General features: G+C 66.9%; 19 protein-coding genes and 1 pseudogene. 11 read left to right on the forward strand and 9 right to left on the reverse strand.

Annotated elements, in window-relative coordinates; genetic code table 11:
• The first annotated feature begins 103 nt into the window (after positions 1 to 103).
• Complete coding sequence (locus tag ACQ5J0_RS04890; protein ID WP_277028284.1) at positions 104 to 280, forward strand: DUF1328 domain-containing protein; 177 nt, start codon at positions 104 to 106, stop codon at positions 278 to 280.
• A 136-nt stretch (positions 281 to 416) separates the two neighbouring features.
• Entirely contained in the window at positions 417 to 719 is a 303-nt protein-coding gene (locus tag ACQ5J0_RS04895) for a hypothetical protein (RefSeq protein ID WP_462569406.1), read from the forward strand.
• An 88-nt stretch (positions 720 to 807) separates the two neighbouring features.
• Here the strand turns inward: ACQ5J0_RS04895 and ACQ5J0_RS04900 are convergent, their stop codons facing one another.
• The gene (locus ACQ5J0_RS04900) at positions 808 to 1,359 is read right to left on the reverse strand and encodes a hypothetical protein (RefSeq protein WP_462569407.1); all 552 of its coding nucleotides are present in this window, start codon (positions 1,357 to 1,359) and stop codon (positions 808 to 810) included.
• Between the two features lie 316 nt (positions 1,360 to 1,675).
• On the opposite strand from ACQ5J0_RS04900, the gene ACQ5J0_RS04905 reads away from it, so the two are divergent.
• Positions 1,676 to 2,071 (forward strand): response regulator, encoded by a 396-nt coding sequence (locus ACQ5J0_RS04905; protein WP_462569408.1) that lies wholly within the window; start codon positions 1,676 to 1,678, stop codon positions 2,069 to 2,071.
• A gap of 39 nt (positions 2,072 to 2,110) precedes the next feature.
• Here ACQ5J0_RS04905 and ACQ5J0_RS04910 read toward each other — a convergent pair.
• From ACQ5J0_RS04910 to ACQ5J0_RS04930, 5 genes and pseudogenes are all read right to left on the reverse strand, one after another.
• A pseudogene (locus ACQ5J0_RS04910) lies at positions 2,111 to 3,703 on the reverse strand (AbgT family transporter).
• A 56-nt stretch (positions 3,704 to 3,759) separates the two neighbouring features.
• A complete protein-coding gene (locus ACQ5J0_RS04915) occupies positions 3,760 to 4,806 on the reverse strand; it encodes a CNNM domain-containing protein (protein ID WP_462569409.1) in 1,047 nt (348 codons plus the stop codon).
• 88 nt (positions 4,807 to 4,894) lie between these two features.
• Positions 4,895 to 5,659: a polyphosphate kinase 2 family protein gene (locus ACQ5J0_RS04920; RefSeq protein WP_462569411.1), complete on the reverse strand. Its 765-nt coding sequence runs from the start codon at positions 5,657 to 5,659 to the stop codon at positions 4,895 to 4,897.
• 85 nt (positions 5,660 to 5,744) lie between these two features.
• Entirely contained in the window at positions 5,745 to 8,234 is a 2,490-nt protein-coding gene (locus tag ACQ5J0_RS04925) for a putative bifunctional diguanylate cyclase/phosphodiesterase (protein ID WP_462569412.1), read from the reverse strand.
• 445 nt (positions 8,235 to 8,679) lie between these two features.
• A complete protein-coding gene (locus ACQ5J0_RS04930; protein WP_462569413.1) occupies positions 8,680 to 9,831 on the reverse strand; it encodes a GGDEF domain-containing protein in 1,152 nt (383 codons plus the stop codon).
• 379 nt (positions 9,832 to 10,210) lie between these two features.
• Here ACQ5J0_RS04930 and ald point away from each other — a divergent pair, with 379 nt between their 5' ends.
• Both ald and ACQ5J0_RS04940 read left to right on the forward strand, forming a co-directional pair.
• Positions 10,211 to 11,329 (forward strand): alanine dehydrogenase, encoded by a 1,119-nt coding sequence (gene ald, locus ACQ5J0_RS04935; RefSeq protein WP_462569416.1) that lies wholly within the window; start codon positions 10,211 to 10,213, stop codon positions 11,327 to 11,329.
• Between the two features lie 117 nt (positions 11,330 to 11,446).
• A complete protein-coding gene (locus ACQ5J0_RS04940) occupies positions 11,447 to 13,171 on the forward strand; it encodes a GGDEF domain-containing protein (protein ID WP_462570058.1) in 1,725 nt (574 codons plus the stop codon).
• A 32-nt stretch (positions 13,172 to 13,203) separates the two neighbouring features.
• Here ACQ5J0_RS04940 and ACQ5J0_RS04945 read toward each other — a convergent pair whose 3' ends face one another.
• Positions 13,204 to 13,602: an acyl-CoA thioesterase gene (locus tag ACQ5J0_RS04945; protein ID WP_462569417.1), complete on the reverse strand. Its 399-nt coding sequence runs from the start codon at positions 13,600 to 13,602 to the stop codon at positions 13,204 to 13,206.
• A 5-nt stretch (positions 13,603 to 13,607) separates the two neighbouring features.
• A complete protein-coding gene (locus ACQ5J0_RS04950) occupies positions 13,608 to 15,776 on the reverse strand; it encodes a S9 family peptidase (protein WP_462569418.1) in 2,169 nt (722 codons plus the stop codon).
• 153 nt (positions 15,777 to 15,929) lie between these two features.
• Between ACQ5J0_RS04950 and ACQ5J0_RS04955 the strand changes: the two genes are divergently transcribed.
• The 6 genes from ACQ5J0_RS04955 (at position 15,930) to ACQ5J0_RS04980 (ending at position 21,796) form a co-directional block, all read left to right on the forward strand.
• On the forward strand, positions 15,930 to 17,750 hold the full coding sequence (locus ACQ5J0_RS04955) for an aminopeptidase P family protein (protein WP_462569420.1): 1,821 nt from the start codon (positions 15,930 to 15,932) through the stop codon (positions 17,748 to 17,750).
• A 69-nt stretch (positions 17,751 to 17,819) separates the two neighbouring features.
• Complete coding sequence (locus tag ACQ5J0_RS04960; RefSeq protein WP_462569421.1) at positions 17,820 to 18,233, forward strand: VOC family protein; 414 nt, start codon at positions 17,820 to 17,822, stop codon at positions 18,231 to 18,233.
• Positions 18,234 to 18,635 (forward strand): cupin domain-containing protein, encoded by a 402-nt coding sequence (locus tag ACQ5J0_RS04965; RefSeq protein WP_462569422.1) that lies wholly within the window; start codon positions 18,234 to 18,236, stop codon positions 18,633 to 18,635. It abuts the gene before it with no gap.
• Between the two features lie 192 nt (positions 18,636 to 18,827).
• On the forward strand, positions 18,828 to 19,589 hold the full coding sequence (locus ACQ5J0_RS04970; protein ID WP_462569423.1) for an EF-hand domain-containing protein: 762 nt from the start codon (positions 18,828 to 18,830) through the stop codon (positions 19,587 to 19,589).
• A 46-nt stretch (positions 19,590 to 19,635) separates the two neighbouring features.
• The gene (locus tag ACQ5J0_RS04975) at positions 19,636 to 20,364 is read left to right on the forward strand and encodes a response regulator (RefSeq protein WP_462569424.1); all 729 of its coding nucleotides are present in this window, start codon (positions 19,636 to 19,638) and stop codon (positions 20,362 to 20,364) included.
• A gap of 10 nt (positions 20,365 to 20,374) precedes the next feature.
• Positions 20,375 to 21,796, forward strand: coding sequence for an ATP-binding protein (locus ACQ5J0_RS04980; RefSeq protein ID WP_462569425.1), 1,422 nt, complete (start codon positions 20,375 to 20,377; stop codon positions 21,794 to 21,796).
• A 3-nt stretch (positions 21,797 to 21,799) separates the two neighbouring features.
• Here ACQ5J0_RS04980 and ACQ5J0_RS04985 read toward each other — a convergent pair whose 3' ends face one another.
• Entirely contained in the window at positions 21,800 to 23,374 is a 1,575-nt protein-coding gene (locus tag ACQ5J0_RS04985; RefSeq protein WP_462570059.1) for a helicase HerA-like domain-containing protein, read from the reverse strand.
• Positions 23,375 to 23,470: the final 96 nt, after the last annotated feature.

Here is a 23,470-nt window from a genome sequence, read left to right on the forward strand (position 1 = left end):
GCGGGCGGGCGCAGGGCTGGCTGCGGCGCCGGAACGAACGCCTGCGCGCCCGGTTGCTCTAACCGAAGGGGCGCGAGGATCCGCGGCCTATCGGAGACACTATATGTTCGGATGGGCCATCACCCTGGGTATCATCGCGCTGGTCGCGGCCATTCTCGGCTTCGGCGGCATCGCCGGCGCGCTGGTCGATATCGCCATCATCATCTTCGTCGTCGCGCTGGTGCTCAGCCTGGTCTTCCTGGTGCTCGGCTGGATGGGCGCGAAGAAGGTTCTGAAATAGGACAGCAGCCGGGTTTCGGACGACGCTTCGTCCCGTCAGGAGCTCATCACATCCCCGTGCGCCGGGCGGAGCCAGCCACGAGGCGGGCGACGTCCGGCGCGGTTGCATCGGCACGCAGGCGGTTCACAGTAAACCGATGAATATCCGCGCGATCTTCCTCGGCGTCATGGCCGCCTGGCTATGCACCGCCTGTTCGATCGAGAACGAGGCGAGCGGTGAAGAGGCTTTGCAGGGCGCTGGGCAGCGCGCCGGACAGGAGCCGCGGGTCAAGGACCGCGTGCTCGAAGCGGTGTGCGACCCGGATAGCCGCGCCACTCCGGAGGAGCTGGTTCCACTGGTGCGCGAAGTCCGCGCGCGCGACGGCCGCTCGGACCGCGTCTGGGAAGTCGCCGACGAGGCCGACTGCATCGCCGGTCCCGCTGCAGCGGCGGCCGAGTAAACCCGCACTTCGCCGATCAGCCAGCACCGACGAAAAAGGGCCACCGGTTCGCACCGGCGGCCCTTCTCGATTGACTCGAAGTAGAGGATCAGCCCTCGGCGGGCGCCTGCGCCATCGCCTGCTGGATCTGCTCCATCGTGGCGCGGACGACCAGCGTCCCCTGCGGTCCGAGCGCCAGCATCGGCTTGGAGAGCGTCATTTCGCCCGCAGTGCCGGCGACGATGATCGCATCCGCCTCGCGCGACTGGATCGTGCCCAGCGGCTGACCGTCGGCGGTCTGCACCGCAGCGCCCTCGACCAGCGCGGCTTCGAGCTGCGCATCCATCTGCGCCATCTGCTGATCGAACTGGGTCACCAGCGCGGTGCGGGTGATGTTCACGGTCGGACCGGCTTCGCCTGCGGCAATCGCAGTCGCGGGGATCGGAATGGTCCGTTCACCGACGGTGACCAGCGCGACATCGCCCTCGACCCGGGCCACGGTGCCGATCGCGGCGCCGTCGGAGCCGTAGATCTGGGTGCCGGCGGCGACTTCGGCGCTGGCGGCGGGTGCGGCGGCAGCAGGAGCGGCGGCATCCTGCGCCAGGGCGGGAGCCGCGATGCCGAAGGCCAGGGCTGCGGCAGTAGCGATCTGATATTTCATGGTCATTCTCTTGTTGCGGTCGGATGGGTGTGAACCCGAAGGACCTAACGTGAGTTCCGGTGCGGACAAGCGCAACCGCGACGGACCGTGCGCTCGCTGCCATGGACGGCCATCGGGGCGGTGCGGGCGCGGTACAGGAGACCGGTTTACCTGCGCCCCCGGCACCCGATGCCGGTCATTCATCCGCCAAACACGCAGTTTTGCAAAGGCAGACATGCCCGGGAGGCCGTGTTAGGGCCCTGCCATCGCTGGCCCATGTTTCGGCTGCCGGCGGCTGAGAGACACACCGTGCTCCCGCCCATGTGGAGGATCGCATGTGTCCCACGCACTCATCATCGAAGACGAATTCCTGCTGGCCTTCACCGTCGAGGAGGCGCTGGGCCAGCTCGGCTACGCCTCTTTCGAGATCGCGACCACCATGGCCGAGGCGGTCGCGGCGGCCGAGAAGCGGTGCCCGGACCTGATCGTCGCCGATCATCGCATCATGGACGGCACCGGGACCGAGGCGGTGATGACGATCTGCTCCGAGCAGGTGATCCCGGTGGTCTTCGTGACGGGCAGCGAACCCGAGGTACGCGAGCGCCTGCCCGACGCTTTCGTGGTTCCCAAGCCGATGGCCCTGCCCGAATTCGAGGCGGCGGTGAAAGCCGCGCGCGAACGCCCCTTCACGCTCACCGGCGGCGATGGCGAGGCGCGGTCGCCCCTGCGATGACGGTTAGCCTGGGACGGTTAACCCGGCGGAGCCGGCCAGTCAGCCCGCAGCGTAATAGGTCGGCGAGCCCGGCCCCACCGGCAGCCCCAGCCCGAACACCCACAGGAAGAACAGCAGCATCCAGGCGATGGTGAAGAAGATCGAATAGGGCAGCATCATCGCGATCATGGTGCCGATCCCGACATTGCGGTCGTAACGCGCCGCCCAGGCAAGGATCAGCCCGAAATAACTCATCATCGGGGTGATGATATTCGTGGTCGAATCGCCGATCCGGTAAGCGGTCTGGATCACCTCGGGCGATTAGCCGATCAGCATCAGCATCGGCACGAAGATCGGTGCGGTCATCGCCCATTGCGCCGAGGCCGAGCCGAGCATGAGGTTGATCAGCGCGCAGACCAGGATGAAGCCGATGAACAGCACCGGCCCGGTCAGCCCCATCTCCTGCAGGAAGGTCGCGCCGTTGACCGCGGTGATCGCGCCCAGGTTCGACCAGGCGAAAAAGGCGACGAATTGCGCGGCGAAGAAGATGATCACGATATAGAGCCCGAGCGAGGACATCGCCTTGGCCATGCCGTCGATCACGTCGCGGTCGTTGCGTATCGTGCCGACCACCTTGCCATAGGCGTAGCCGACCGCGAGGAAGAAGACGAGAATCCACACCGCGAAGCCGGTGAAGAAGGGCGAGCGCATCCGGTCGCCGGTCTCGCCGTCGCGCAGCACGCCCCATTCCGGCAGCAGCGTCAGCGCCATCAGCGCCAATACCGCGATGACCGCGAGGCCCGCGCGGCGCAGCGCCTTCTTTTCCTGCTGGTCGAGCGCCGATATCTTCGTGTCGAGCAGCTCGGGCTCGGCGCGCGAGCTGTCGAATGTCCCCAGCTTGGGCTCGACGATGGTGATGCTCACCAGCGCGCCGATGCCGGTGACCAGAAAGGTCGAGGCGACCATGAAATAATAGCTCGCGGTGGCGGTGACGCCGTAATCGGCATCGATCAGCTGCGCCGCTTCCTCGGTGATGCCCGCCAGCAGCGGATCGATGGTCCCGATCAGCAGGTTCGCCGAATAGCCGCCGGAGACGCCCGCGAAGGCCGCCGCCATGCCCGCCAGCGGATGCCGCCCGAGCGAGTGATAGACCGCACCCGCGAGCGGGATCAGCACGACATAGCCCAGTTCGGAGGCGGTGTTGGAGATCACGCCGGCGAAGACGATCGCCAGCGTCACCATCTTGGGCGAAGCGCCCAGCACCACCCCGCGCACCGCGGCCTAAAGCACGCCGGATTTCTCCGCCACCCCGATCCCGAGCATCGCGACCAGCACCACGCCCAGCGGCGCGAAGCCGGTGAAATTGGTCACCAGCCCGGTGAAGATGCGGCGAATCCCGTCGGCGTCCATCAGGCTGACCGCGCGGATCATCCCGTCCTCGGCCCTGCCCGAAGCGCCCGCCGGTCGCGGATCGACCACTGCGAGATCCATCCAGGCGAACAGGCCCGAGAGCAGCACCATGCCCAAGGCCAGGATCGCGAACAGCGTTACCGGATGCGGCAGGAGGTTGCCCAGCCACTCGACCCCGTCGAGGAAGCGGGTGAAGGCATTGCGGCGAGCGGGCCGGTCGGCGGGTGGGGGAAATTCGGTCACATTCGCGGCCTAGCCGTAACGGCGAGCGGCGGGCAAGTCCGCAATGTGCGCCGCTGTCAGGCGCGCGCGGCGCCGGTCGAGCGGCGGCGCGACAATTCGCGGGCATATTCCTGCAGATCGGGGATCTCGTCCATCTCGTCGACGATCTCGAAGCCGAAGATGGTCTCGAGCACGTCCTCGAGCGTCACCAGCCCGCGGAAGGTGCCGTATTCGTCGATCACCATCAGGATGTGGTCGTGCTGCGAGATCATCCGGTGGAACAATTTGTCGACCGGCACCTCGTCGAGGACATTGGGCAACGGGCGGACCAGCGGCTGCAGGCTGACGTCGCCCGCCGGATTGTCGTGCAGGCTGGTCAGCGCCTCGTGCTTGATCACGAAGCCGGTGATCTTGTCCGAATTCTCGTCGAACACCGGGATGCGGGTGTGCGGAACATCGCTCATCCTGGCGGCGAACTCGGCCAGCGAGGTGCGCTGCGAGAGGCTGAACACCACGGTGCGCGGGGTCATGACATCGGCGGTCTTGACCGCGTGCAATTGCAGCAAATTGCGCAGGAAGCGCACCTCGCTGCTGTCGATCTGGCCCGAGGCCTGGCCCAGATTGGCGATCGCCAGCAGATCGTCGCGGTGGCGCGGGACGGCGGCAGGCTTGCCCCAGGTGATCAGCTTCGTCAGCTGGCGCGAGGCCCAGACCAGCGGCGCCAGCGCGGTGATCAGCAGCGGCAGGATCCAGGCGGTGAAAGGGGCGATCTTCTCGGCGTAGCGCGCGCCGATGGTCTTGGGGATGATCTCGGTGAAGATCAGCACCAGCAGGGTCAGCACCGCGGCGAAGATCGCCTCGCTGCCCGCGCCGTAAACCTTGGCATATTGCGCGCCCGCCCCCGCCGCGCCCATCGTGTGCGCTATGGTGTTCAGCGTCAGGATCGCCGCCAATGGCCGCTCGATATCGTCCTTGAGCTTCTTGAGCTTGCCCGCCCAGCCGGCGCCGCGATCCTGCGCCGAACGCACGGTCGAGGGCGTGATCGTCAGCAGCGAGGCTTCGAGGATCGAGCACAGGAACGACACCACCAGGGCGAGGGCGACGTAGAAGATAAGCAGCGTCATTGCGGTGCGGATGCCTTCGTATTCATGCGGTTGCTACCGGGTCCATGCGCATCCTTGCACAAAAACGCGGCGCCTGCACGGGGGCAGTTCACGGCGCGAGCCGGCCGTCTTCCAGCGCCGCCGGTTCGAAGCGGAACAGGATTTTGGGGTCGGGGACCGGCACGTCCTCGAGAACCCCGGCCGGCGCCGCCTCGCTCAATATGTGCTGGATGATCGCCCGGCGCGCGGGCACCCTGCGATCCGCACGCACGCAGTACCACGGAGCGATCGGAGTATGCGTGCGCAACAGCATGGCATCGCGCGCCGCCGAATATTCGCTCCATTTGACCTGCGCGGCGGCATCCATCTCGGACACCTTGAGCGACTTCAAGGGATTGCTGCGCCGCGCATCGAGCCGCTTTGCCTGCTCTTCCTTCGAGATGTCGAGCCACAGCTTGACCAGCGTGATCCCGCTCTCGGCCAGCATGCGTTCGAAATCGGGCGCATCGCGCAGGAAGGCGGCCTGCGCCTCGGGCGGGGAAAATCCCATCACCACCTCGACCCCGGCGCGGTTGTACCACGAGCGGTTGAAGATCACGAACTCGCCGGCCGCGGGCAGATGCGCGACATAGCGCTGAAAATACCACTCGCTCCGCTCGCGGTCCGACGGCTTTGGAAGCGCCACCACGCGGGTGGAGCGCACCGAGAGATACTCCGTGATCCGCTTGATCGCACCGTCCTTGCCCGCGCTGTCGCGGCCCTCGAGAACCAGCACCACTCGCTGGCCCGAATCCGCCGCCGCCTGCCGGGTCCGCACGAGCGCCAGTTGCAGCCGCTCGAGCCGGTTCCTGTCGTCGCCGTGATACTGTCCCATGTTATTCCTTTTTCGAAGCGCGCTGCTCCGACAACTCACCGGCGAGCGAAACGGTCAAGACAGGGGCCGCGCCCGGCCGGGGCGATCATCCACGGAATTCCGCCGCGGACTGGGACCGCGCGAGACCCGCCTGCGCTTCGCCCGGGCGCGCGATTGCGGCGAACTGCCAATGCTCGAGCGGATGCCGCGCCACGAGATCTTCGACTTCGGCATAGGCGACCGGATGGCTGAACAGATAGCCCTGAGCGCTGCTGCATCCCCGCGCCTGCAGATAGCGCGCCTGCTGCGTGGTCTCCACGCCTTCGGCCACGGTTCTGATCTCCAGCAGTCTCGCCATCTGGAGCATGGCATCGATGATCGCGGTTGCCTTGGGGTCGCGGTGGTCGATCCGGGCCACGAAGGAGCGATCGAGCTTGATCACATCGACCGAAAATTTCTGAAGATGCGTCAGCGATGCGTATCCGGTGCCGAAATCGTCGAGCGCGATCGCCACTCCCTGGGCCTGAAGCTCCTCGAACATGGCGAAAATCTCCGTCCCGGCCCGGCCGATCAGGACACTTTCCGTGACCTCGATACCGATTTTGGAGATCGCTTGTCCGTTGCTCACGGCATGAGCCTTCAACCGCTCGGCCAGTCCGACCTGCAGCAGATCGCCGGCCGAGACATTGATCGCGATCTGCCCCGGATCGATCCCCGCCGCCTGCCAGCGCGCCAGATCGGCGAACACCAGCGAGACCATGCGATCGGTGATCTGTCCCGAAAGATCGCCGTCTTCGAAGGCGGCCGCGATCACGGAAGGCGGCAGAATCCGTCCATTCTCATCCCTGATGCGAAGCAGCGCTTCCCACCCGTCGATCCGCCCGGTCCTGAGGTCGATCTTGGGTTGGTAGAACGCAACGATCCCGTCGCTTTCCAGCGCGAGACGCGCGGTCGAAAGCATCGCCGAGCGATCCGCGGCATGGGCTCCGAGCGCCGGCGAAAACTCGCTGAAAGTGCCCGGCGATTTCTCCTTGGCCGCATACAGCGCCAGATCGGCGGCATGCAGCAATTCGGCGGGATCGCCGCCATCGCGGGGGAAGAAGGCGATCCCGGCGCTCAGAGCGATGGGTATGCTCATATCCGCGAAGGCCACCGGCGCGGCCAGGGTTTTTTCCAGCCGATCGACGATCGCCTCCGCGGCGGCGATCGCCGGCAGATCGGGCAGGATGATGGCGAACTCGTCTCCGCCCATCCGGGCCACCGCAGCCCCTTCGGGCACGATGTTCGAAAGGCGCTCCGCAAGTTCCTGAAGCACTCGGTCGCCGACGGCATGACCCAGCGTGTCGTTCAGGATCTTGAACCGGTTGAGGTCGAGCAGGATCAGCGCGACGAAGCGGTTCGCCCGCCGCGCGGCGCCAATGGCCGAAACGATGTCGATCAGATATCGGGCCCGATTGGGAAGGCCGGTCAGCGAATCGTGATAGGCCGCCCACACGAGTTCGTTCTCGGCCCGCTTTTCCCTGGTGATGTCGAGCATCGAACCTACCAGCCTGATGGTTTTTCCGGCCTCGTCGCGCACGATGAGGCAGCAGGATTTGATGTCGATCCATCCTCCCGATGCCACCTTGAACCGGTATTCGTCGTTCCAGTATTCCTCCCCGGCTGCGATGGCGGCGTCCTGGCTCGCGAACAGGCGAGCGGCATCCTCGGGATGGACGCGCTCCCTCGACCATTCCCGCGGCGTCGCCTCGCTGAGTTCGGGATAACCGAGCACGTTGAGGTAGTCGCCGGCCCAGGTCGTGCGCTGGTCTGCGACACTCCAGTCCCAGATGACATCATTGGTGGCGCAGGAGGCGAAGCGAAAGCGCTCCTCGCTCGTGCGCAGCGCCGTTTCCGCGATCACCTGATCCTCGATATCCTCCATGCAGCCATACCAGGCCACGATGGCGCCCGCCGCATCGCGCCGGGGCCGCGCCCGGATCTGGAACCACTGGTAGGAGCCATCGGACAGGCGCATCCGATAGCGGCTGTTGGCAAGCCGATGATCGCCGGATTTGACCGCCTTCCCCCAGTTTTCGAGAACCAGCGGAAGATCGGTCGGGTGAATGGCGCGGGTCCAGCCTTCGTCGAGCGCCTCCTCGCCGGGGATGCCGACCAGCTCGGTCCACAGCGGGGCGATCTCGACCACCCTGCCGTCGGGATCCGCAACCCAGCCGATCTGGGGACTGACCTCGACATAGGCGCGGTAATGCGCCTGCGTCTCGCCGAGCACCCTTAGCGCTTCGCGCAGATCGCGCTTGCCCCTCGCGGATGCCCGCGCGGCCAGCGCCGATTGCGATGACAGGACGATTCCCACGGCGAGAAAGCTCAGGAAGGCCGCGATGACAAAAGCGATATCGAGGTCGAGATCGGTCCGGTATCCCAGCATGGCGATAAAGTAGATCGCCCAGATGGCGACACCCGCCCCCAAACCGGCCAGAAGAAACCAGCGCCGCCTACGAGGCGCCGTTCCCATCCGGCGCGCACCGCGAGCGATGGCGCTGGCCGTAAAGCTCCCAAGCGCGCCGATGCCGAGCGCCAGGGCCGCAATCGGCAAATAGTTCGCGAAAAAATCGGGGCCTGCAAAACCCCACCCACTGGCCATAAATTTATCCCCCCTCGCCGCTTACCGGCGAAAGATAAAAATATAATGCGACCCTGAGGTGAATAACAATCGGTGCGTTTTAAGGACGCATTTCGCATCTAGCACGCCGTAGTCGCTAAAAAAATTGATTTATTATGCCGCCTCTGCAGCACGTTGCAGCAATGAATAGCGTTCCAAGACTACGTCCTTTCATGGTCCATGCCGGAGTTGCGGCGGGCGCGCGCTCCACGGTTGCATCCTCGGCCCTTTGCAAGCCACGGGAATACCGCTCAGGAAGCGGCGTTCTTGACTTTGTCCCCGAGCACCACGACGCGATTTCGCCCCGCATCCTTTGCCGCATAGAGCGCGCGGTCGGCGTCGCTGACGAATGTCTGGCGGCTCGTCAGCTTCGGGCTGCCTATGCGCACCCCGATGCTGACGCGGATCGAGTCCTCGGGGGTCCGGTGATCGCTGTCCGCGTCCTCGATGCCCCTCTCTCGTCGATACCCGTCTCGTCGACACCATTCTCGCCGATACCGGTGTCATCCATTCTGGTGAGTTCGCCTATCTGCGCCCCTATGCGGGTGGCGATGACCCCGGCTTCGCGGCTTGCCTCGCCGACCAGCGCGGCGATGAATTCATCGCCGCCATAGCGCCCGGCGAATCCGCCGTGGCGTTCGCACTCGCTGTTCAGCAAGCGTCCGACCTCCCTCAGGCAGCGGTCGCCGGCCTGGTGGCCGTGGGTGTCGTTGAAGCGCTTGAAATGGTCGATATCCAGCAGCAGCACGGCGAGCATCGCTTCGCTCTCGCGCGCCGCCGCGAAAGCCGCCGCGAACCTGTTCTCGAAACCGCGCCGGTTGAGCACTGCGGTCAGCGCGTCCACGCTGCTCAGCGTTTCGAGACGGCGATTGCTGGCCAGCAGATCGTCCTGCGACCGGCGGCTCTCGAGCGTGAGGAGGAAATTGCTGTCCTGCACCCTGTCGCTGCGCAGCTTGATCAGGATCGGTGCCGTGCAGCACAGCAGCGTGAACACGAAGAGGTCGATATTGTGCGGGCCGATCCCCTCGCTGGCCAGCACCGGGATGGCGATCGCTCCGTAGCCGGTAGCGGCGAGGAGCAGCGTGGCTCCTCCCCGGAGCGGCACCAGCACGACGCTAAAGGCGATCAGCATGGCGCTCGCCATCAGATAGCGGTCGACGAAGGCCCCTTGCGCCGATGTGCCCAAATAGCTCGTCACCCCCGCGAACAGCGCAATCGGGACGACCGTCGCCAGCGTGCGTGTCACCCCATCCCCGCGCCGCAGCAGCGCCATCGCGATCAGATAGGCAGGCGTGACCAGACCCAGTCGCAGCCACAGACCCCGCTCCAGCAGACCCGCCCGCTCGTCGAAAAACAGGCAGGCGATGCAGGTCGCCAGCCCCACCGCGTGCATGAAGCGCAGTTCGCGGTCGATCCGCGCCGAGGAAAACTCCGCCCATTGCGCCTTGAGCTCGGGTGCCCAGTCGCGAAACGGCACGCGCTCGCCGAGCCCGTCGACGGCGCGCTGTTCGAAACTGGCCCGGCCATCCATGGTGTCATTGTAGGAAGAATGCGCGAAAGAGTCTCTCGGGCCGCCCGTCAGCCGCCGTCAGCCATTCTCCGGGGCCCGCCGCGAGCCAGAACGAGCCCCGAGCGAACCTCGTGCGAAACGTCTTTCCTACAACCCCGCCGCCATGCCACACCGCTTCCATGTCCGCTTGCGCAAGCCTCGCGAAACCAGCCTTGGTCCCGCCCTCCAGCGGGGCCTGTTGCATCCGCCCCCTTGGTGAACCCGAGGGGACGAACCCGAATGTGTTTCGTCAACTTGCTCGCCCTTCGCACCGGCCCCGAACCGCCCCGAATCGTCCCCGCCGCTTGTGCGCCACTGGTTGCAGTTGTAACGGGCCCGCTATTCCCAAGGAGACCTCCCCATGCGCGTCGGCTGCCCCACCGAAATCAAGAACCACGAATACCGCGTCGGCCTGACGCCCGAAAGCGCCCGCGAGCTGGTGCTGCAGGACAATGAGGTGTGGATCCAGAGCGGCGCCGGGCTGGGCATCGGCGCGACCGATCTCGAATACGAGGCGGCCGGCGCGCGGATCGTCGAGGGACCCGACCCGATTTTCGCCGAATGCGAGATGGTGGTGAAGGTCAAGGAGCCGCAGGCCGAGGAACGCGCCAAGCTGCGCGAGGGACAGATCCTCTACACCTATCTCCACCTCGCCCCCGATGCGCCGCAGACCGCCGATCTGGTCAAGTCGGGCGTCACCGCGATCGCCTACGAGACCGTGACCGGACGCAATGATTCGCTCCCGCTGCTCAAGCCGATGAGCCAGGTGGCGGGCCGGATGAGCGTCCAGGCCGGCGCTTCCGCGCTCGAGAAGGCGCATGGCGGGCGCGGCGTGCTGCTCGGCGGCGTTCCCGGCGTGATGCCGGGCAAGGTGATTGTGATCGGCGGCGGCGTGGTCGGCTTCAACGCCGCGCAGATGGCGGTCGGGCTGGGCGCCGACGTCACCATTTTCGACCGCGACCCCGATGTGCTGGAACGCGTCGGCACCCATTTCGAGGCCCGCGCCTCGACCCGCTTTTCCAACAAAGCCAATCTCGACGAGGCGGTCTGCGAGGCCGACCTGATCATCGGTGCGGTGCTGATCCCCGGCGCCTCGGCGCCAAAGCTGGTCAGCCGCGACATGCTCAAATGCATGAAGCCCGGTTCGGTGCTGGTCGATGTTGCGATCGACCAGGGCGGCTGTTTCGAGACCAGCCGTCCCACCACTCACGCCGATCCGACCTATGTGGTCGACGATGTGGTGCATTACTGCGTCGCCAACATGCCCGGCGCGGTCGCGCGCACCAGCACCTATGCGCTCAACAACGTCACCCTGCCGCATGCGCTGCGGATCGCGCGGCTCGGCTGGAAGGAAGCGATGCGCCGCGATCCGCATCTCGCCGAGGGTCTCAACGTCCACGCCGGAGCGGTGACCTACGAGGCGGTGGCGACGGAACTGGGCTACGACTACCGCCCGGTCGCCGAGGTGCTCGCGCAGTAGCGCTGTTGCGCCGCCGGCGGGCGGGCGATTGCCCCTGCCAATTGCGGCCCGTGGTTAACGCCCCGGAAACCGGTCGCTGCTAGAGGCGCAACCATGGGGGGAGCAGCAATCTTGAAGGTGGCGCGCCGGGTCGCTTGCGGCCTGTGGCTCGCGATGCTGCTGCTGGCCGCTCCTCCCGTACTCGCCGAGACCGAGCCGGCGACCACGCCCTCGCCGGTCGCACCCGCCTGCCACGCCCATTCCGATGCCGATGTACCGCTCGCCGCGATGCTGGCTCCCGGCCGGGTCTGGGACTGCAACGGCGGCGGGTGGGACGACAGCGCACCCGTGTCCTGGCTCTATTTCGACGCTGCCTCCTGGGCCGGCAGCGCCCCGCAGGCCTTCTTCACCCGCATCTCCCGCTTCGAGCGGATCGACATCGCCGCGGTGGATCGCGGCGGCGCGGTGCGCCGCGCGGCGCATGACGAGCGATCCGCCCGCCCGATCGCCGCCGGTCCGGTGTTCACCCTGCCCGTGCCCGCCATCACCGAGGCGACCGAAGCGGTGGTGGTAAGGATCGCCGGGCCGCACAGCTCCACCATGGTCACCGAAGCGCGCCTGACCTCCGACCCGGAGAGCACCGACTGGGGAATGGAGGAAGTTCTCCTGCTCGCGATCGTCGCCGGCATACTGGTGACCCCGCTGATCTTCGATCTCCATTTCTTCGTCATCCTGCGCGATCGCTTCGTCCTGCTGCACGCCGCCATGGTCGTCGCGATGATCGCCTATGTGATCCTGGCCGGCGGTCTCGCCCCGCTGCTGTTCGACATCTCGCTGGTGACGATGGCGATCGGCGCGCCGCTGGCATGGACCATCGGCGTCGCGGCAGCTTCCTTCTTTATGGTCGCCTTTCTCGAGCAAGAAGCGCTGTCGCCGCTGTTTCGCCGCGCGATGCAGGCCATGGGCTGGTGGAGCCTGTTCGGCCTGAGCTTCTTTGGGCTCCAGTTCCGCTGGACGCAGGGTTTCGACAATCTCGGCTATTTCCTCGGCTTCGTCCCGGTGATCCTGGTCTATCTTGCCTGCCTGACGCAGGCGGTGCTGCGTGGTAGCCGGAGCGCACGGTTCCTGGCCATCGCCTGGGTCCCGATCCTCGCCGCCTCGACCGAGCGACTGCTGCGCGGGATCGGTGTCTATGCAGGGCCCTCCACGCTCGACGAACTGATCTATCTGGCGCTCGCGCTCGAAGTGATGATCGTTGCGCTGGGAGTGGCCGATCGCTTCGTCGCGATCCGCCGCGAGCGCGACCGCGCGGTGGCGGCAGCGCTTCGGCTCAGCGACCTGTCCGAACGCGATCCGTTGACCGGGCTGATGAACCGCCGCGCGATCGACCTGCGCTTCGGCGAATTGCGCGCGAGCGGTTACGAAGCGCTGGCGGTGTTCGACCTCGATCATTTCAAGGCGGTCAACGATGCGCACGGGCATGAAGTCGGCGACCGCGTGCTGGTGACGGTGGCGCAGGTGCTGCGCTCCGATCCCGACGCCTTCGCGGTGCGGATCGGCGGGGAGGAATTCGTCCTGACGCTGCGCGGCGACGACATCGAGACGCGGGTCGAACGGCTGCGGCAGAAGATCCCGGTCAAGGTGGCGCGCGAGATCGAGGCGCTCGATACCATGGTCACCGCCAGCGTCGGGCTGGTGACCGCGCAGCACGAAAGCGTGCAGGACATGACCTTCATCCTGCTCTACCGCCGCGCCGACGCGCTGCTCTACGAAGCCAAGGCCAAGGGTCGCAACATGCTGTGCAGCGAGACGATCGACGGGGCCGCGCGAGCGAACCGTCCGATGCGGGCTTCGAGCCGATAAAGATCGTCGGCGGAACCTCCTGACCGATACCCTCAGCCGGCGCGGAACGGCGCCAGCGTTTCGGGCCTGATCCGCAGCGGTCGCAAGCTCTCACGATCGAGCATCGCCCAGGTGGTCGCCGCGGAAACCACCAGCCGGCCCGCCGCGTCATGAAAATCGACCCGGCGCAGCGATTTGGCACCCTTGGCCTCGCCCTCGATCCAGGTGGTGGCGGTGGCGCATTCGCCCTCGGCGATGTTGCCGCGATAATCGATCTCGTGGCGCACCACGAGCCAGACCACCGCCGCCCGGTCTTCGTGCCGGGCGACCGCATCCCAATGCGCGGTCGCCATGTCCTGAATCCACTGCACCCACACCGCATTGTTGACGTGCCCCATCACGTCGATGTGCTCGGGCCCGGCTGTGAAGGTCTTTTCGAAGCGCTCCGCCAAAAGGACTACTTCGCCTCGCCCATCTGCCACAGGATAAAGGCCACCTCCTCGGCAGTCTCGTGGATCGACTGGAAGCGGCCCGATTTGCCGCCGTGCCCGGCGCCCATATTGGTCTTGAGCAGCAGCGTGTTGTCGCCGGTCTTGGTGGCGCGCAGCTTGGCGACCCATTTGGCCGGTTCCCAATAGGTCACCCGCGGATCGTTGAGGCCGGCGGTGACCAGCAGCGGCGGATAATCCTGTGCCACCACCTGATCATAGGGGCTGTAGGAAAGGATATAGGCGAAGGCCTGCTTGCTCTCGATCGGGTTGCCCCATTCGGGCCATTCGCCCGGGGTCAGCGGCAGATCGGCGTCGAGCATGGTGTTGAGCACATCGACGAAGGGCACATGCGCCACCACCGCACCCCACAGGTCGGGATCGGTGTTGACCACCGCGCCCATCAGCTCGCCCCCGGCGGAACCGCCCGAGATGCTGATCTTGCCCTTTTCGGTGTAGCCCGCCTCGACCAGCCCCTTCGCGACATCGACGAAATCGTTGAAGGTGTTAACCCGCTCGTTGAGCTTGCCCGCGAGATACCATTTGCGGCCCAGATCGTCGCCGCCGCGGATATGGGCGATGGCATAGGCATAGCCGCGATCGACCAGGCTCAGCCGCGTGGTCGAGAACCCCGGCGGCACCGCATAGCCATAGGCGCCATAGGCATAGAGATGGAGCGGCCCGCTTTTGGGGCGATCCTTGCGCATCACCACGCTGACGGGCACGCGGGTGCCGTCGCGCGCGGTGATCTCGAGCCGCTGCGTCGTGTAGAGCGAGGGATCGTAGCCGCTGGGAATCTCCTGCTGCTTGAGCAGTTCCAGCTCGCCGCTGGCGACGTGATAGTCGTAAACCGAATTGGGCGTGACCATGCTCTCGTAGGACAGGCGCAGTCTGTCCTGATCGTATTCGGGATTGTCCGAGAGGCCGGTGTTGAAGCTCGCTTCGGCGAAGGCGACCGGCTTGACCAGCGCGGGATTGGCGTAGTCGCGGATCTGGATCTGGTCGAGACCGCTCAGCCGGCCTTCGGTGACGTAGTATTCCTTGAACAGCGCGAAATCGGTGAGATAGAATTCGTCCGAACCCTCAATCAGCGTAGTCCATTCGCCGGGTGTCGCGAGATCGGCAGTGGCGAGGCGGAAGTTCACATGGTTGTCGTTGGTGAGGACGAAGACCTTGCCGTCGCGAATATCGACATCGTATTCGACGCCCTTGCGGCGCGGCGCGACCAGGATCTGTTCGCCGGTCGGATCGTGCGCGCGGACCAGCCGCACCTCGCTGGTCTCATTGTCGCCGGTGCCGATGATCAGCCAGTCTTCCTGCGCGGAGAGGCCTGCGCCGACGCGGAAGCCGTCGTCCTGCGTCTCGCGATAGAGTTCGACATCCTCGCTCACCGGCGTGCCGAGCACATGCAGCGTCGCATCGTGCACCCGCCAATTGTCGTTGGCGACGCCATAGACCAACCCGCGGTCCTGCATCACCCAGACCAGCCCGGATAGCGTGCCAGGAATGGTATCGGGCAGCAGTTCGCCGGTTTCGAGGTCCTTGATCCGGACGTCGAACCGCTCGGAGCCGTTGTCATCGGCCGAATAGGCGAGATAGCGCCCGTTGTTGCTCACCGAAAAGGCGCCGAGGCGGAAATATTCCTTGCCCTCGGCCAGCGCGTTCTCGTCGAGGATCAGCTGCGGATCGCCGCCCGCCACCGGCTCGCGATAATATTTGCGGTACTCCGCGCCTTCCTCGAATTCGGACCAATAAAGGTAGTCGCCCTGCCGCTGCGGAACGGTGGAATCGTCCTCCTTGATCCGCGCCTTCATCTCTTCGAACAGCGTATCGACCAGCTTCTGCTGCGGCTTCATCTGCGCTTCGAACCAGGCGTTCTCGGCGTTGAGGTAGCCGAGCACATCCGCGTCATCGACCGTGGGATAGGATTTGTCGTGCAGCCAGTTGTAGGGATCTGCGATCGTGATGCCGTGTCGGCTGTAGGAATGATCGCGCTGCTCGGCGATCGGAGGAGCGGTTGGCGGGGGAGAGGTCGGCGGAGAGACGGATTCGGGCACGGAGTTCCCTTCGGGGGTCTGGGCGGTGAGAGGGGCGGCGAGCGCCAGGCCGGCGGCACACAACAGGCTGCCAATACGCACGAAAACCATCGCTGATCCCTCCCCTGCGACGCAAGCGGTGGAAAGCAGGCCTGCGCATCGCTATGTCGGGTGCCATGATTATGCGGCAGCGCCGCGCGCCGCAAGCGCCGAGTCGAGCAAGCGCCGACCGGCCCCGATGAAAGGTCCAAGCCGATGCTGATGAACACCCATGAAGCCCGCCTCGACGCCCTGCGCAAAGAATTGCAGCGCCGCGAGCTCGACGGCTTTGTCGTCCCGATCTCTGACGAGCACATGAGCGAATATGTCGGCTCCTATGCGCAGCGGCTGCACTGGCTGACCGGCTTTGCCGGCAGCGCGGGCAGCGCGGCGGTGCTGGCGGGGTCCTATTCCGGCACGGGCGCGGCGATGTTCACCGACGGGCGCTACACCGTCCAGGTCCGCGAGCAGGTCGATGCCGCGCTGTTCGATTACAAGGACGTGCCCGCCACCAGTCCGGCCAAGTGGATCGCGAAACACGCCGCCAAGGGCGCGCGAATCGGTTACGACGCCTGGCTTCACGGCGTGGAATGGGCCGAAGCGGCAGCGAAGGAACTGACCCGCAAGGGGATCGAGCTGGTCCCGCTGGGCAGCAATCCGATCGACGCGGTCTGGGAAGACCGGCCCGCCCCGTCGCCCGCGCAAGCGGTGCCGCATGACGATCGCCTTGCCGGTCGCTCGAGCGCGGACAAGCGCAATGAAATCGCCGACTGGCTGAAGGAGGAAGGCTATGACGCGACCGTCGTCACCGCGCTCGATTCGGTCGCCTGGCTGATGAACATGCGCGGCGCCGATATCGCCAACACCCCGGTGGCGCTGTCCTATGCGCTGGTCCGCGCCGACGGCACCGCGGATCTGTTCATCGCGCCAGACAAGGTGTCGCCCGAACTCGCGCAGCATCTGGGCAATGCGGTGACGCTGCGCGACCGGGGCGAGTTCGTCCCGGCGCTCGAAAGCCTCTCGGGCAAGAGCGTGGCGGTCGATCCCGAGCGCGCGGTGGCGGGCATTTTCCACGCGCTGGAGAAGGGCGGCGCGAGAGTGAGCCGGGCCGAAGATCCCGCGGTGCTCCCCAAGGCAATCAAGACCCCGGCCGAGCAGCAGGGTCATCGCGACGCGCAGGCGCGCGACGGCGCGGCGGTCACGCGCTTCCTGCGCTGGATCGCCGAGAACGCTCCCTCGGGCGAGGTGGACGAGCTGGGCGCCGCCGCAAAGCTGCGCGCGTTCCGCGGGCTCAGCCCCGATCTCAAGGATACCAGCTTCGACACCATCAGCGCCGCCGCCGGCCATGCCGCGCTGCCGCATTACAAGGTGGACGAGGAATCCAACATCGCGATCCCGCCATCGAGCATCTTCCTGTGCGATTCGGGCGGGCAGTATCTCGACGGCACCACCGACATCACCCGCACCGTCTGGGTCGGCCCGGGCGAGCCCAGCGCCGAGATGATCGATCGCAACACCCGCGTACTCAAGGGCCATATCCAGCTCGCGCAGGCGCGCTTCCCCGTGGGCACCAATGGCGGCCAGCTCGATACGCTGGCGCGGATGCATCTGTGGCAGGCGGGGGTCGATTACGGCCACGGCACCGGCCACGGCGTGGGCAGCTATCTCTCTGTCCACGAGGGTCCGCAGCGCATCTCCAAATCGGGCGGTGCCTTTGCGGGTACGGATACCCCGCTCGCGGCGGGGATGCTGCTGTCCAACGAGCCGGGCTATTACAAGCCGGGCGAATTCGGGATCCGGATCGAGAATCTGGTGCTGACCGTCGCGGTCGATATCGACCAAGCGGAAGGCGAATGGCTCGGCTTCGAGACGCTCACTCTTGTGCCGCTCGACCGCCGGCTGGTCGACAAGGGCCTGCTGACCGAGAGCGAAATCGCGTGGTGGAACGCCTATCACGCGCAGGTGCGCGCCGTTCTCGCGCCGCAGCTCGAAGGCGAGGACCTCGCCTGGCTCGAAGCAGAATGCGCGCCGCTTTAGGAGAGCTTGTCGGCGCGAGAATGTTCGCTTAATGTTCCTGTGGTCGCGAGCCGCCTAGGAGTGATGCGAATGCTTGGATATGTAACGGTCGGAACCAACGACCTCGAACGCGCCGCGAAGTTCTACGATGCCATCGCCGCTGAAATGGGGATCGGGCGGATGATGGAGTTCGACAGCTTCATCGCCTGGGGCGAGGTGGACGGACCTGCCGGGATCGCCGCGACGAAGCCCTACGACGGCAAGCCCGCAAGCGTGGGCAATGGCACCATGGTCGCTCTGCAGGCTGCCGACAGCGCGCAGGTCCAGCGGCTCTACGAAGTCGCACTCGCCAATGGCGGGACCGACGAGGGCGAGCCCGGCCCGCGCGGCGAGGCGGATGAGCAGGGCAATGTCTTCTACGCCGCCTATTTCCGCGATCCCGATGGCAACAAGTTGAACGCCTTCGTGATGGAAAAGACGGGCGTGACGGAAATGGCGGGATAGGTGGCAGCGCCCAACCGGCTCGAGGCGAGCTTCGTCCATCTCGGGCCGGGTGCCTCCGCGGTCCCGCAGCCTGCCTTTACCGGCGAGATGGAATGGTACGAGGGCTACGCCGCACGCCATGGCGGCGATGGACGCGAAGGCAGGCTGGTCTCGCAATATAGCTTTACCGAGGATTGGCCGAGCTGGGAGATGCACCCGCATGGCAGCGAAGTGGTGATCTGCACTGCAGGCTCGATGGTGCTGACGCAGGAATGGCCCGACAGCCGGCGCGAGACGGTCACGCTGAACCCCGGCGATTACGCCATCAATCCGCCGGGCGTGTGGCACATTGCCGATGTGCCCGAACCGGCGACCGCGATCTTCATCACCGCGGGCGAAGGCACGCAGCACCGTCCCCGTTGACTTCGCATGGGGACTTGCGCGCGGGTGAACGGCACGCTCCTTGCGATACAAATTGCGACACTTTCGCCTGGGGCGGGCATAATCCTGCGACACGGGGGCTGTAGAAGCGGGAGCATGAGTTGCGGCGGTCCGGTGTCCCCTTCCCGGCGCTGCCGCAGCTCTCCCGATCGAACCGAACCGGAGTACGCCCCCATGAAGACCCCCACGAAAACCATCGCCCTCACGCTTTCCGCCGCCGCGCTCGCGCTGGCGGGCGGCAGTGCCGCGCTCGCAGACAATCACGGTCGCACCAAGGCCGATGCCAATGGCGACGGCCAGGTAACGCTTGCCGAGATGCAGACCCAGCACGCCGCCATGTTCGCGCGGATGGACGCCAATTCGGACGGCGTGATCGACGCTGCCGACCGCACCGCGCGCCAGACCGAACGCTTCGCCTCTATGGATGCGAACAACGACGGCGAGGTCACTCAGGCCGAAATGCAGGCCGCCGGCGAAGCGCGCCGCGCCCAGCGCCAGGCGCGCCAGCAAGAGCGCATGGCCGAACGTCAGGCAAAAATGGCGGAACGCGGCGCAGCACGCTTTGCCCGGCTCGACACTGACAGCTCCGGCGGCTTGTCGCAGGCCGAGATGGCTGCGGCCCGGGAAGCGCGCAGCAATCGCGCAGAGCGTGGCGAGCGTGCCGAACGGCGCGGTCAGCGCGGCGAACGCATGGGCCGCGGCGGGCGCGGCGGCCAGGCGATGGGCGGCATGATGCTGCGCATGGCCGACACCGACAAGGATGGCGCGATCACCCGCGCGGAGTTCGACAATGCGGTTGCGGCGCGCTTCGCCCGGGTCGATGCCGACGGCAACGGCGCGATCACCACCGAAGAACGCAAGGCCGCCCGAACCCAGATGCCCGCCCAGATGCGCGAGCGGATGCAGCAGCGGCGCGCAGGTCAGGCGCAGCAGTAAGGCTTGTCCAACCGCCTGAGCCGGCGCTAGGCGCAGGACCGACCCGATGACCGATCCCGCGCCCACCACCATCCTCCTCGTCGACGACGAGGCCACTCTGCGCGAACCCCTGGCCGAGTATCTCACCGGTCAGGGGTTCGCCGTGAGCGAAGTCGCGAGCGCCGCCGCGGCGCGCAGCCGGCTGGCCAGCGACATTCCCGACATCGTCCTGCTCGACATCATGATGCCCGGCGAGGACGGGCTGTCGCTGTGCCGGCATCTGGTCGAGAACCGCCAGCTGCCCGTCATCCTGCTGACCGCGCGCGGCGAGGCGACCGACCGCATCGTCGGGCTCGAGATCGGCGCCGACGATTACGTCACCAAGCCCTTCGAACCGCGCGAGCTGGTGGCGCGAATCCGCTCGGTGCTGCGCCGCTCGGGGCGCCAGGACGCACCAGAAGCTCCCGAGCTGGGCTACAGTTTCGACGGCTGGACGCTCGATCCGCTCAAGCAGCGGCTCGCCGACCCCGAGGGCGTGACCGTGCCGCTCTCGACCGCCGAATTCCGGATGTTGCGCGCCTTTTGCGACCATCCCCGGCAGGTGCTCGACCGCGATATCCTGCTCGATCTGGTTCAGGGGCGCGAGGCGAACCTGTTCGACCGCGCGGTGGACAATCAGGTCAGCCGGCTGCGGCGCAAGATCGAGAGCGACAGCCGCAACCCCGACTATATCCAGACCGTGCGCGGCGGCGGCTACCGCTTCGCCGCCGATGTGACCCGCGGCGCGGTCGATTGAGCACGAAGCGATGCGACTGATCCCGCGCAGCCTGATCGGGCAGACCATGCTCGCGGTCGCCCTGGCGCTGATCGCGGCGCAGGCGATCTCCGCGGTGCTGCTTTACCGCGCTGCCGAACAGCGCCGCGACACCGCCCTGCTCAACGCCGCCGCCTTCCACCTCGTGGTCGGTTCAGCCGGTGCGCGGGGGGTCGAGGGCCGAGAGGCACGCCGCGAAATGCGCCGGATGCAAGGTGCGCGCAGCCAGCGGCGAGACCGGGGACTGCCCCGGCTGCCGCGCCAGATCCGCTACACGACGCAGGAGGCCATACCGCTCCTGCCCGACGAAACCCGCCACCGCGACGGCGAGGCGACGATCGAGACGATCCTGTCCTCGCAGGGCGTCGAGATCGCCGAACTGGTGGTGACTCGACGCCCGGTCCTGTCCGATCCCGTCGTCGCCGCCGCGCTGGAGCGCCGGCCGCGGCTTCGCAATGCGCTCGCCGGGGGCCAGGAGCTCTTGGTGGTCGGACTGCGACGCGAGGGCGCGAGCGATTGGGAAATCGCGCGTGTCGTCGATCCCCCGCGCGAGGGCCGCATCCTCGGCACCCTGCTGTTGCAGACCGCGATCCTGGTGGGGGTGCTGATGGTGCTGCTGTGGTTCGTCCTGCGCCGGATCACCCGCCCGCTCGGCGCGCTGGCCGAGAGCACGCGGCGCTTTTCCGGGACCGGCGCGCCCGAACCGCCGCTCGCGCTCAGCGGGCCAGACGATATCCGCCGCCTGATCGCCGCGCACAACGCGATGCAGGCGCGGATCGGCTCGATGCTCGACGAGAAGGACGTCATGCTCGGCGCCATCGGCCACGACCTCAAGACCCCGCTCGCCGCGCTGCGCGTCCGGATCGAGGGCGTCGAGAACCCCGGCGCGCGCGCCAGGATGGCCGCGACCATCGAGGACATCACCCGCACGCTCGACGAGATTCTCCAGCTGGCGCGCATCGGGCGCAGCGAGGTCGCCTCCGAACGCACCGACCTGGGCGCGCTGGCGGCCTCGGTGGTCGAGGAATTCGAGGACATGGGCGAGCCGGTGACCATGGAGCACCAGCTCCGCATCCCCGCCCCGATCCGCATCACCTGGGTCAAGCGGGGCCTGCGCAATCTCGTCACCAATGCGCTGCGCTATGGCGGGTCGGCGCAAATCACGGTGCTTCGCGAGGGCGATCATGCGGTGCTGCGCGTCGAGGACGAAGGCCCTGGCATCCCCGAGGATCGCCTCGCCGAAATGCTCGAGCCCTTCACCCGCGGCGAAGCCAGCCGCAACCGCGACACCGGGGGCGCCGGGCTGGGCCTGGCGCTGGCGCGCGCGGTGGCCGAGCAGCACGGCGGCACGCTGGTGCTCGCCAACCGGCCCGGGGGCGGCCTGCGCGCCGAGTTCCGCCTGCCGACCGGCTGAGCCCTAGCGCATCAGCCCGCCGACGAGATTGCGCACGAACCGCCCGGCGATCGCGCCGCCGAAACTGCTGGCGATGGTGCCAGCGGCTGCCGTCGTTGCGGTCCGCACCGGATCGGCCCGGCTGGTCTTGCCCAGGATCCGCGCCGCCAGCACGCTCGCGGTCGAGCTCGCCGCAGCGCCCGCCGCCGCCTTGCCGGCGCGCTCCCACAGCGTGGCGGTCTTGCGGCCGCGGCGGCCGACCTCGGCTCTGCCCTTCTGCTCGACCTCCTCCGCCGTCGCCGCGGCATCCACTGCCTTGGCTGCAAGGACCTCGGTCGCGCTTTCACGATCGACCGCGAGGTCGTATTTCCCCTCGACGCCGCTGACCGAATTGACGATCCGGCGCTCGTCCGCAGTCACCGGCCCGAGCCGCGAGTGCGGCGGCGCGATCAGCGTACGCTGGACCACCGAGGGCGCCCCATCCTCGTCGAGCGTCGAGACCAGCGCCTCGCCGACCTCGAGTTCGGTGATCGCACGTTCGACATCGAGCGCGTCGTTGGCCCGAAACGTTTCGGCTGCCGCCCTGACCGCGCGCTGGTCGCGCGGGGTGAAGGCGCGCAGCGCATGCTGGATGCGATTGCCCAGCTGGCCGGCGATCTTCTCGGGGATGTCGACCGGGTTCTGGGTGACGAAATAGACCCCGACGCCCTTGGAGCGGATCAGCCGGACGACCTGCTCGATCGTATCCTCGAGCACCGCGGGGGCATCGTCGAACAGCAGGTGCGCCTCGTCGAAGAAGAACACCAGCCGCGGCTTCTCGGGGTCACCGACCTCGGGGAGGCTCTCGAATAGCTCGGCGAGCAGCCAGAACAGGAAGGTCGCATAGAGCTTGGGGCTGCGCATCAGCCGGTCGGCGGCGAGCACGTTGATCACCCCGCGGCCGCGCTCGTCGGTGGCGATGAGATCGTCGATCTCGAGCGCGGGCTCGCCGAAGAACATATCCGCGCCCTGGCTCTCGAAGCTGAGCAATTGCCGCTGGATCGCGCCGACGCTGGGCTTGGAGACATTGCCGTATGTGCCCGACAGCGCACCCGAATTCTCATAGGCCCAGGCCAGCAGCGACTGCAGGTCGCCCAGATCGAGCAGCAGCAGACCGTTGTCGTCGGCATGGCGAAAGACGATCTGCAGCACGCCTTCCTGCGTCGCGTTGAGATCGAGCAGGCGCGCGAGCAGCAGCGGCCCCATCTCGCTCACCGTGGTGCGGATCGGGAAGCCCTGTTCGCCATAGAGGTCCCAGAACACCGCCGCGTTGTCGGCATAGGCATAGTCTGTCATGCCCAGCTGCGCCGCGCGCGCCTCGAGCTTGCCGGCATGTTTGAACTGCGGGCTGCCCGCCATCGCCACTCCCGCCAGATCGCCCTTCACATCGGCGACGAAGACCGGGACGCCCTGCGCGGAAAAACCCTCGGCGAGCCCCTGCAGCGTGACGGTCTTGCCGGTTCCGGTGGCGCCCGCGATCAGCCCGTGGCGATTGGCCTGATCGAGCCGGAGATATTGCCGCTCGCCATTGGCCCCAAGCCCGAGGAATATCCCGTCCATCGCATCCACCCCGATTGCCGCTGTCAGTGGCGAGGATGTGCGCAGGCGGGGCGCGCGGGTCAAGCACCTCGACACGGCAGCAGCAGCGACTAAAGG

Source organism: Qipengyuania sp. SM2512 (assembly GCF_054954005.1).

Coding starts and splice junctions, on each gene's coding strand:
- ACQ5J0_RS04890 (WP_277028284.1), top strand. CDS start 104: ATGTTCGGATGGGCCATCACCCTGGGTATCATCGCGCTGGTCGCGGCC.
- ACQ5J0_RS04970 (WP_462569423.1), top strand. CDS start 18,828: ATGAAGACCCCCACGAAAACCATCGCCCTCACGCTTTCCGCCGCCGCG.
- ACQ5J0_RS04980 (WP_462569425.1), top strand. CDS start 20,375: ATGCGACTGATCCCGCGCAGCCTGATCGGGCAGACCATGCTCGCGGTC.
- ACQ5J0_RS04930 (WP_462569413.1), bottom strand. CDS start 9,831: ATGGATGGCCGGGCCAGTTTCGAACAGCGCGCCGTCGACGGGCTCGGC.
- ACQ5J0_RS04895 (WP_462569406.1), top strand. CDS start 417: ATGAATATCCGCGCGATCTTCCTCGGCGTCATGGCCGCCTGGCTATGC.
- ACQ5J0_RS04985 (WP_462570059.1), bottom strand. CDS start 23,374: ATGGACGGGATATTCCTCGGGCTTGGGGCCAATGGCGAGCGGCAATAT.
- ACQ5J0_RS04900 (WP_462569407.1), bottom strand. CDS start 1,359: ATGAAATATCAGATCGCTACTGCCGCAGCCCTGGCCTTCGGCATCGCG.
- ACQ5J0_RS04915 (WP_462569409.1), bottom strand. CDS start 4,806: ATGACGCTGCTTATCTTCTACGTCGCCCTCGCCCTGGTGGTGTCGTTC.
- ACQ5J0_RS04960 (WP_462569421.1), top strand. CDS start 17,820: ATGCTTGGATATGTAACGGTCGGAACCAACGACCTCGAACGCGCCGCG.
- ACQ5J0_RS04955 (WP_462569420.1), top strand. CDS start 15,930: ATGCTGATGAACACCCATGAAGCCCGCCTCGACGCCCTGCGCAAAGAA.
- ACQ5J0_RS04975 (WP_462569424.1), top strand. CDS start 19,636: ATGACCGATCCCGCGCCCACCACCATCCTCCTCGTCGACGACGAGGCC.
- ACQ5J0_RS04920 (WP_462569411.1), bottom strand. CDS start 5,659: ATGGGACAGTATCACGGCGACGACAGGAACCGGCTCGAGCGGCTGCAA.
- ald (WP_462569416.1), top strand. CDS start 10,211: ATGCGCGTCGGCTGCCCCACCGAAATCAAGAACCACGAATACCGCGTC.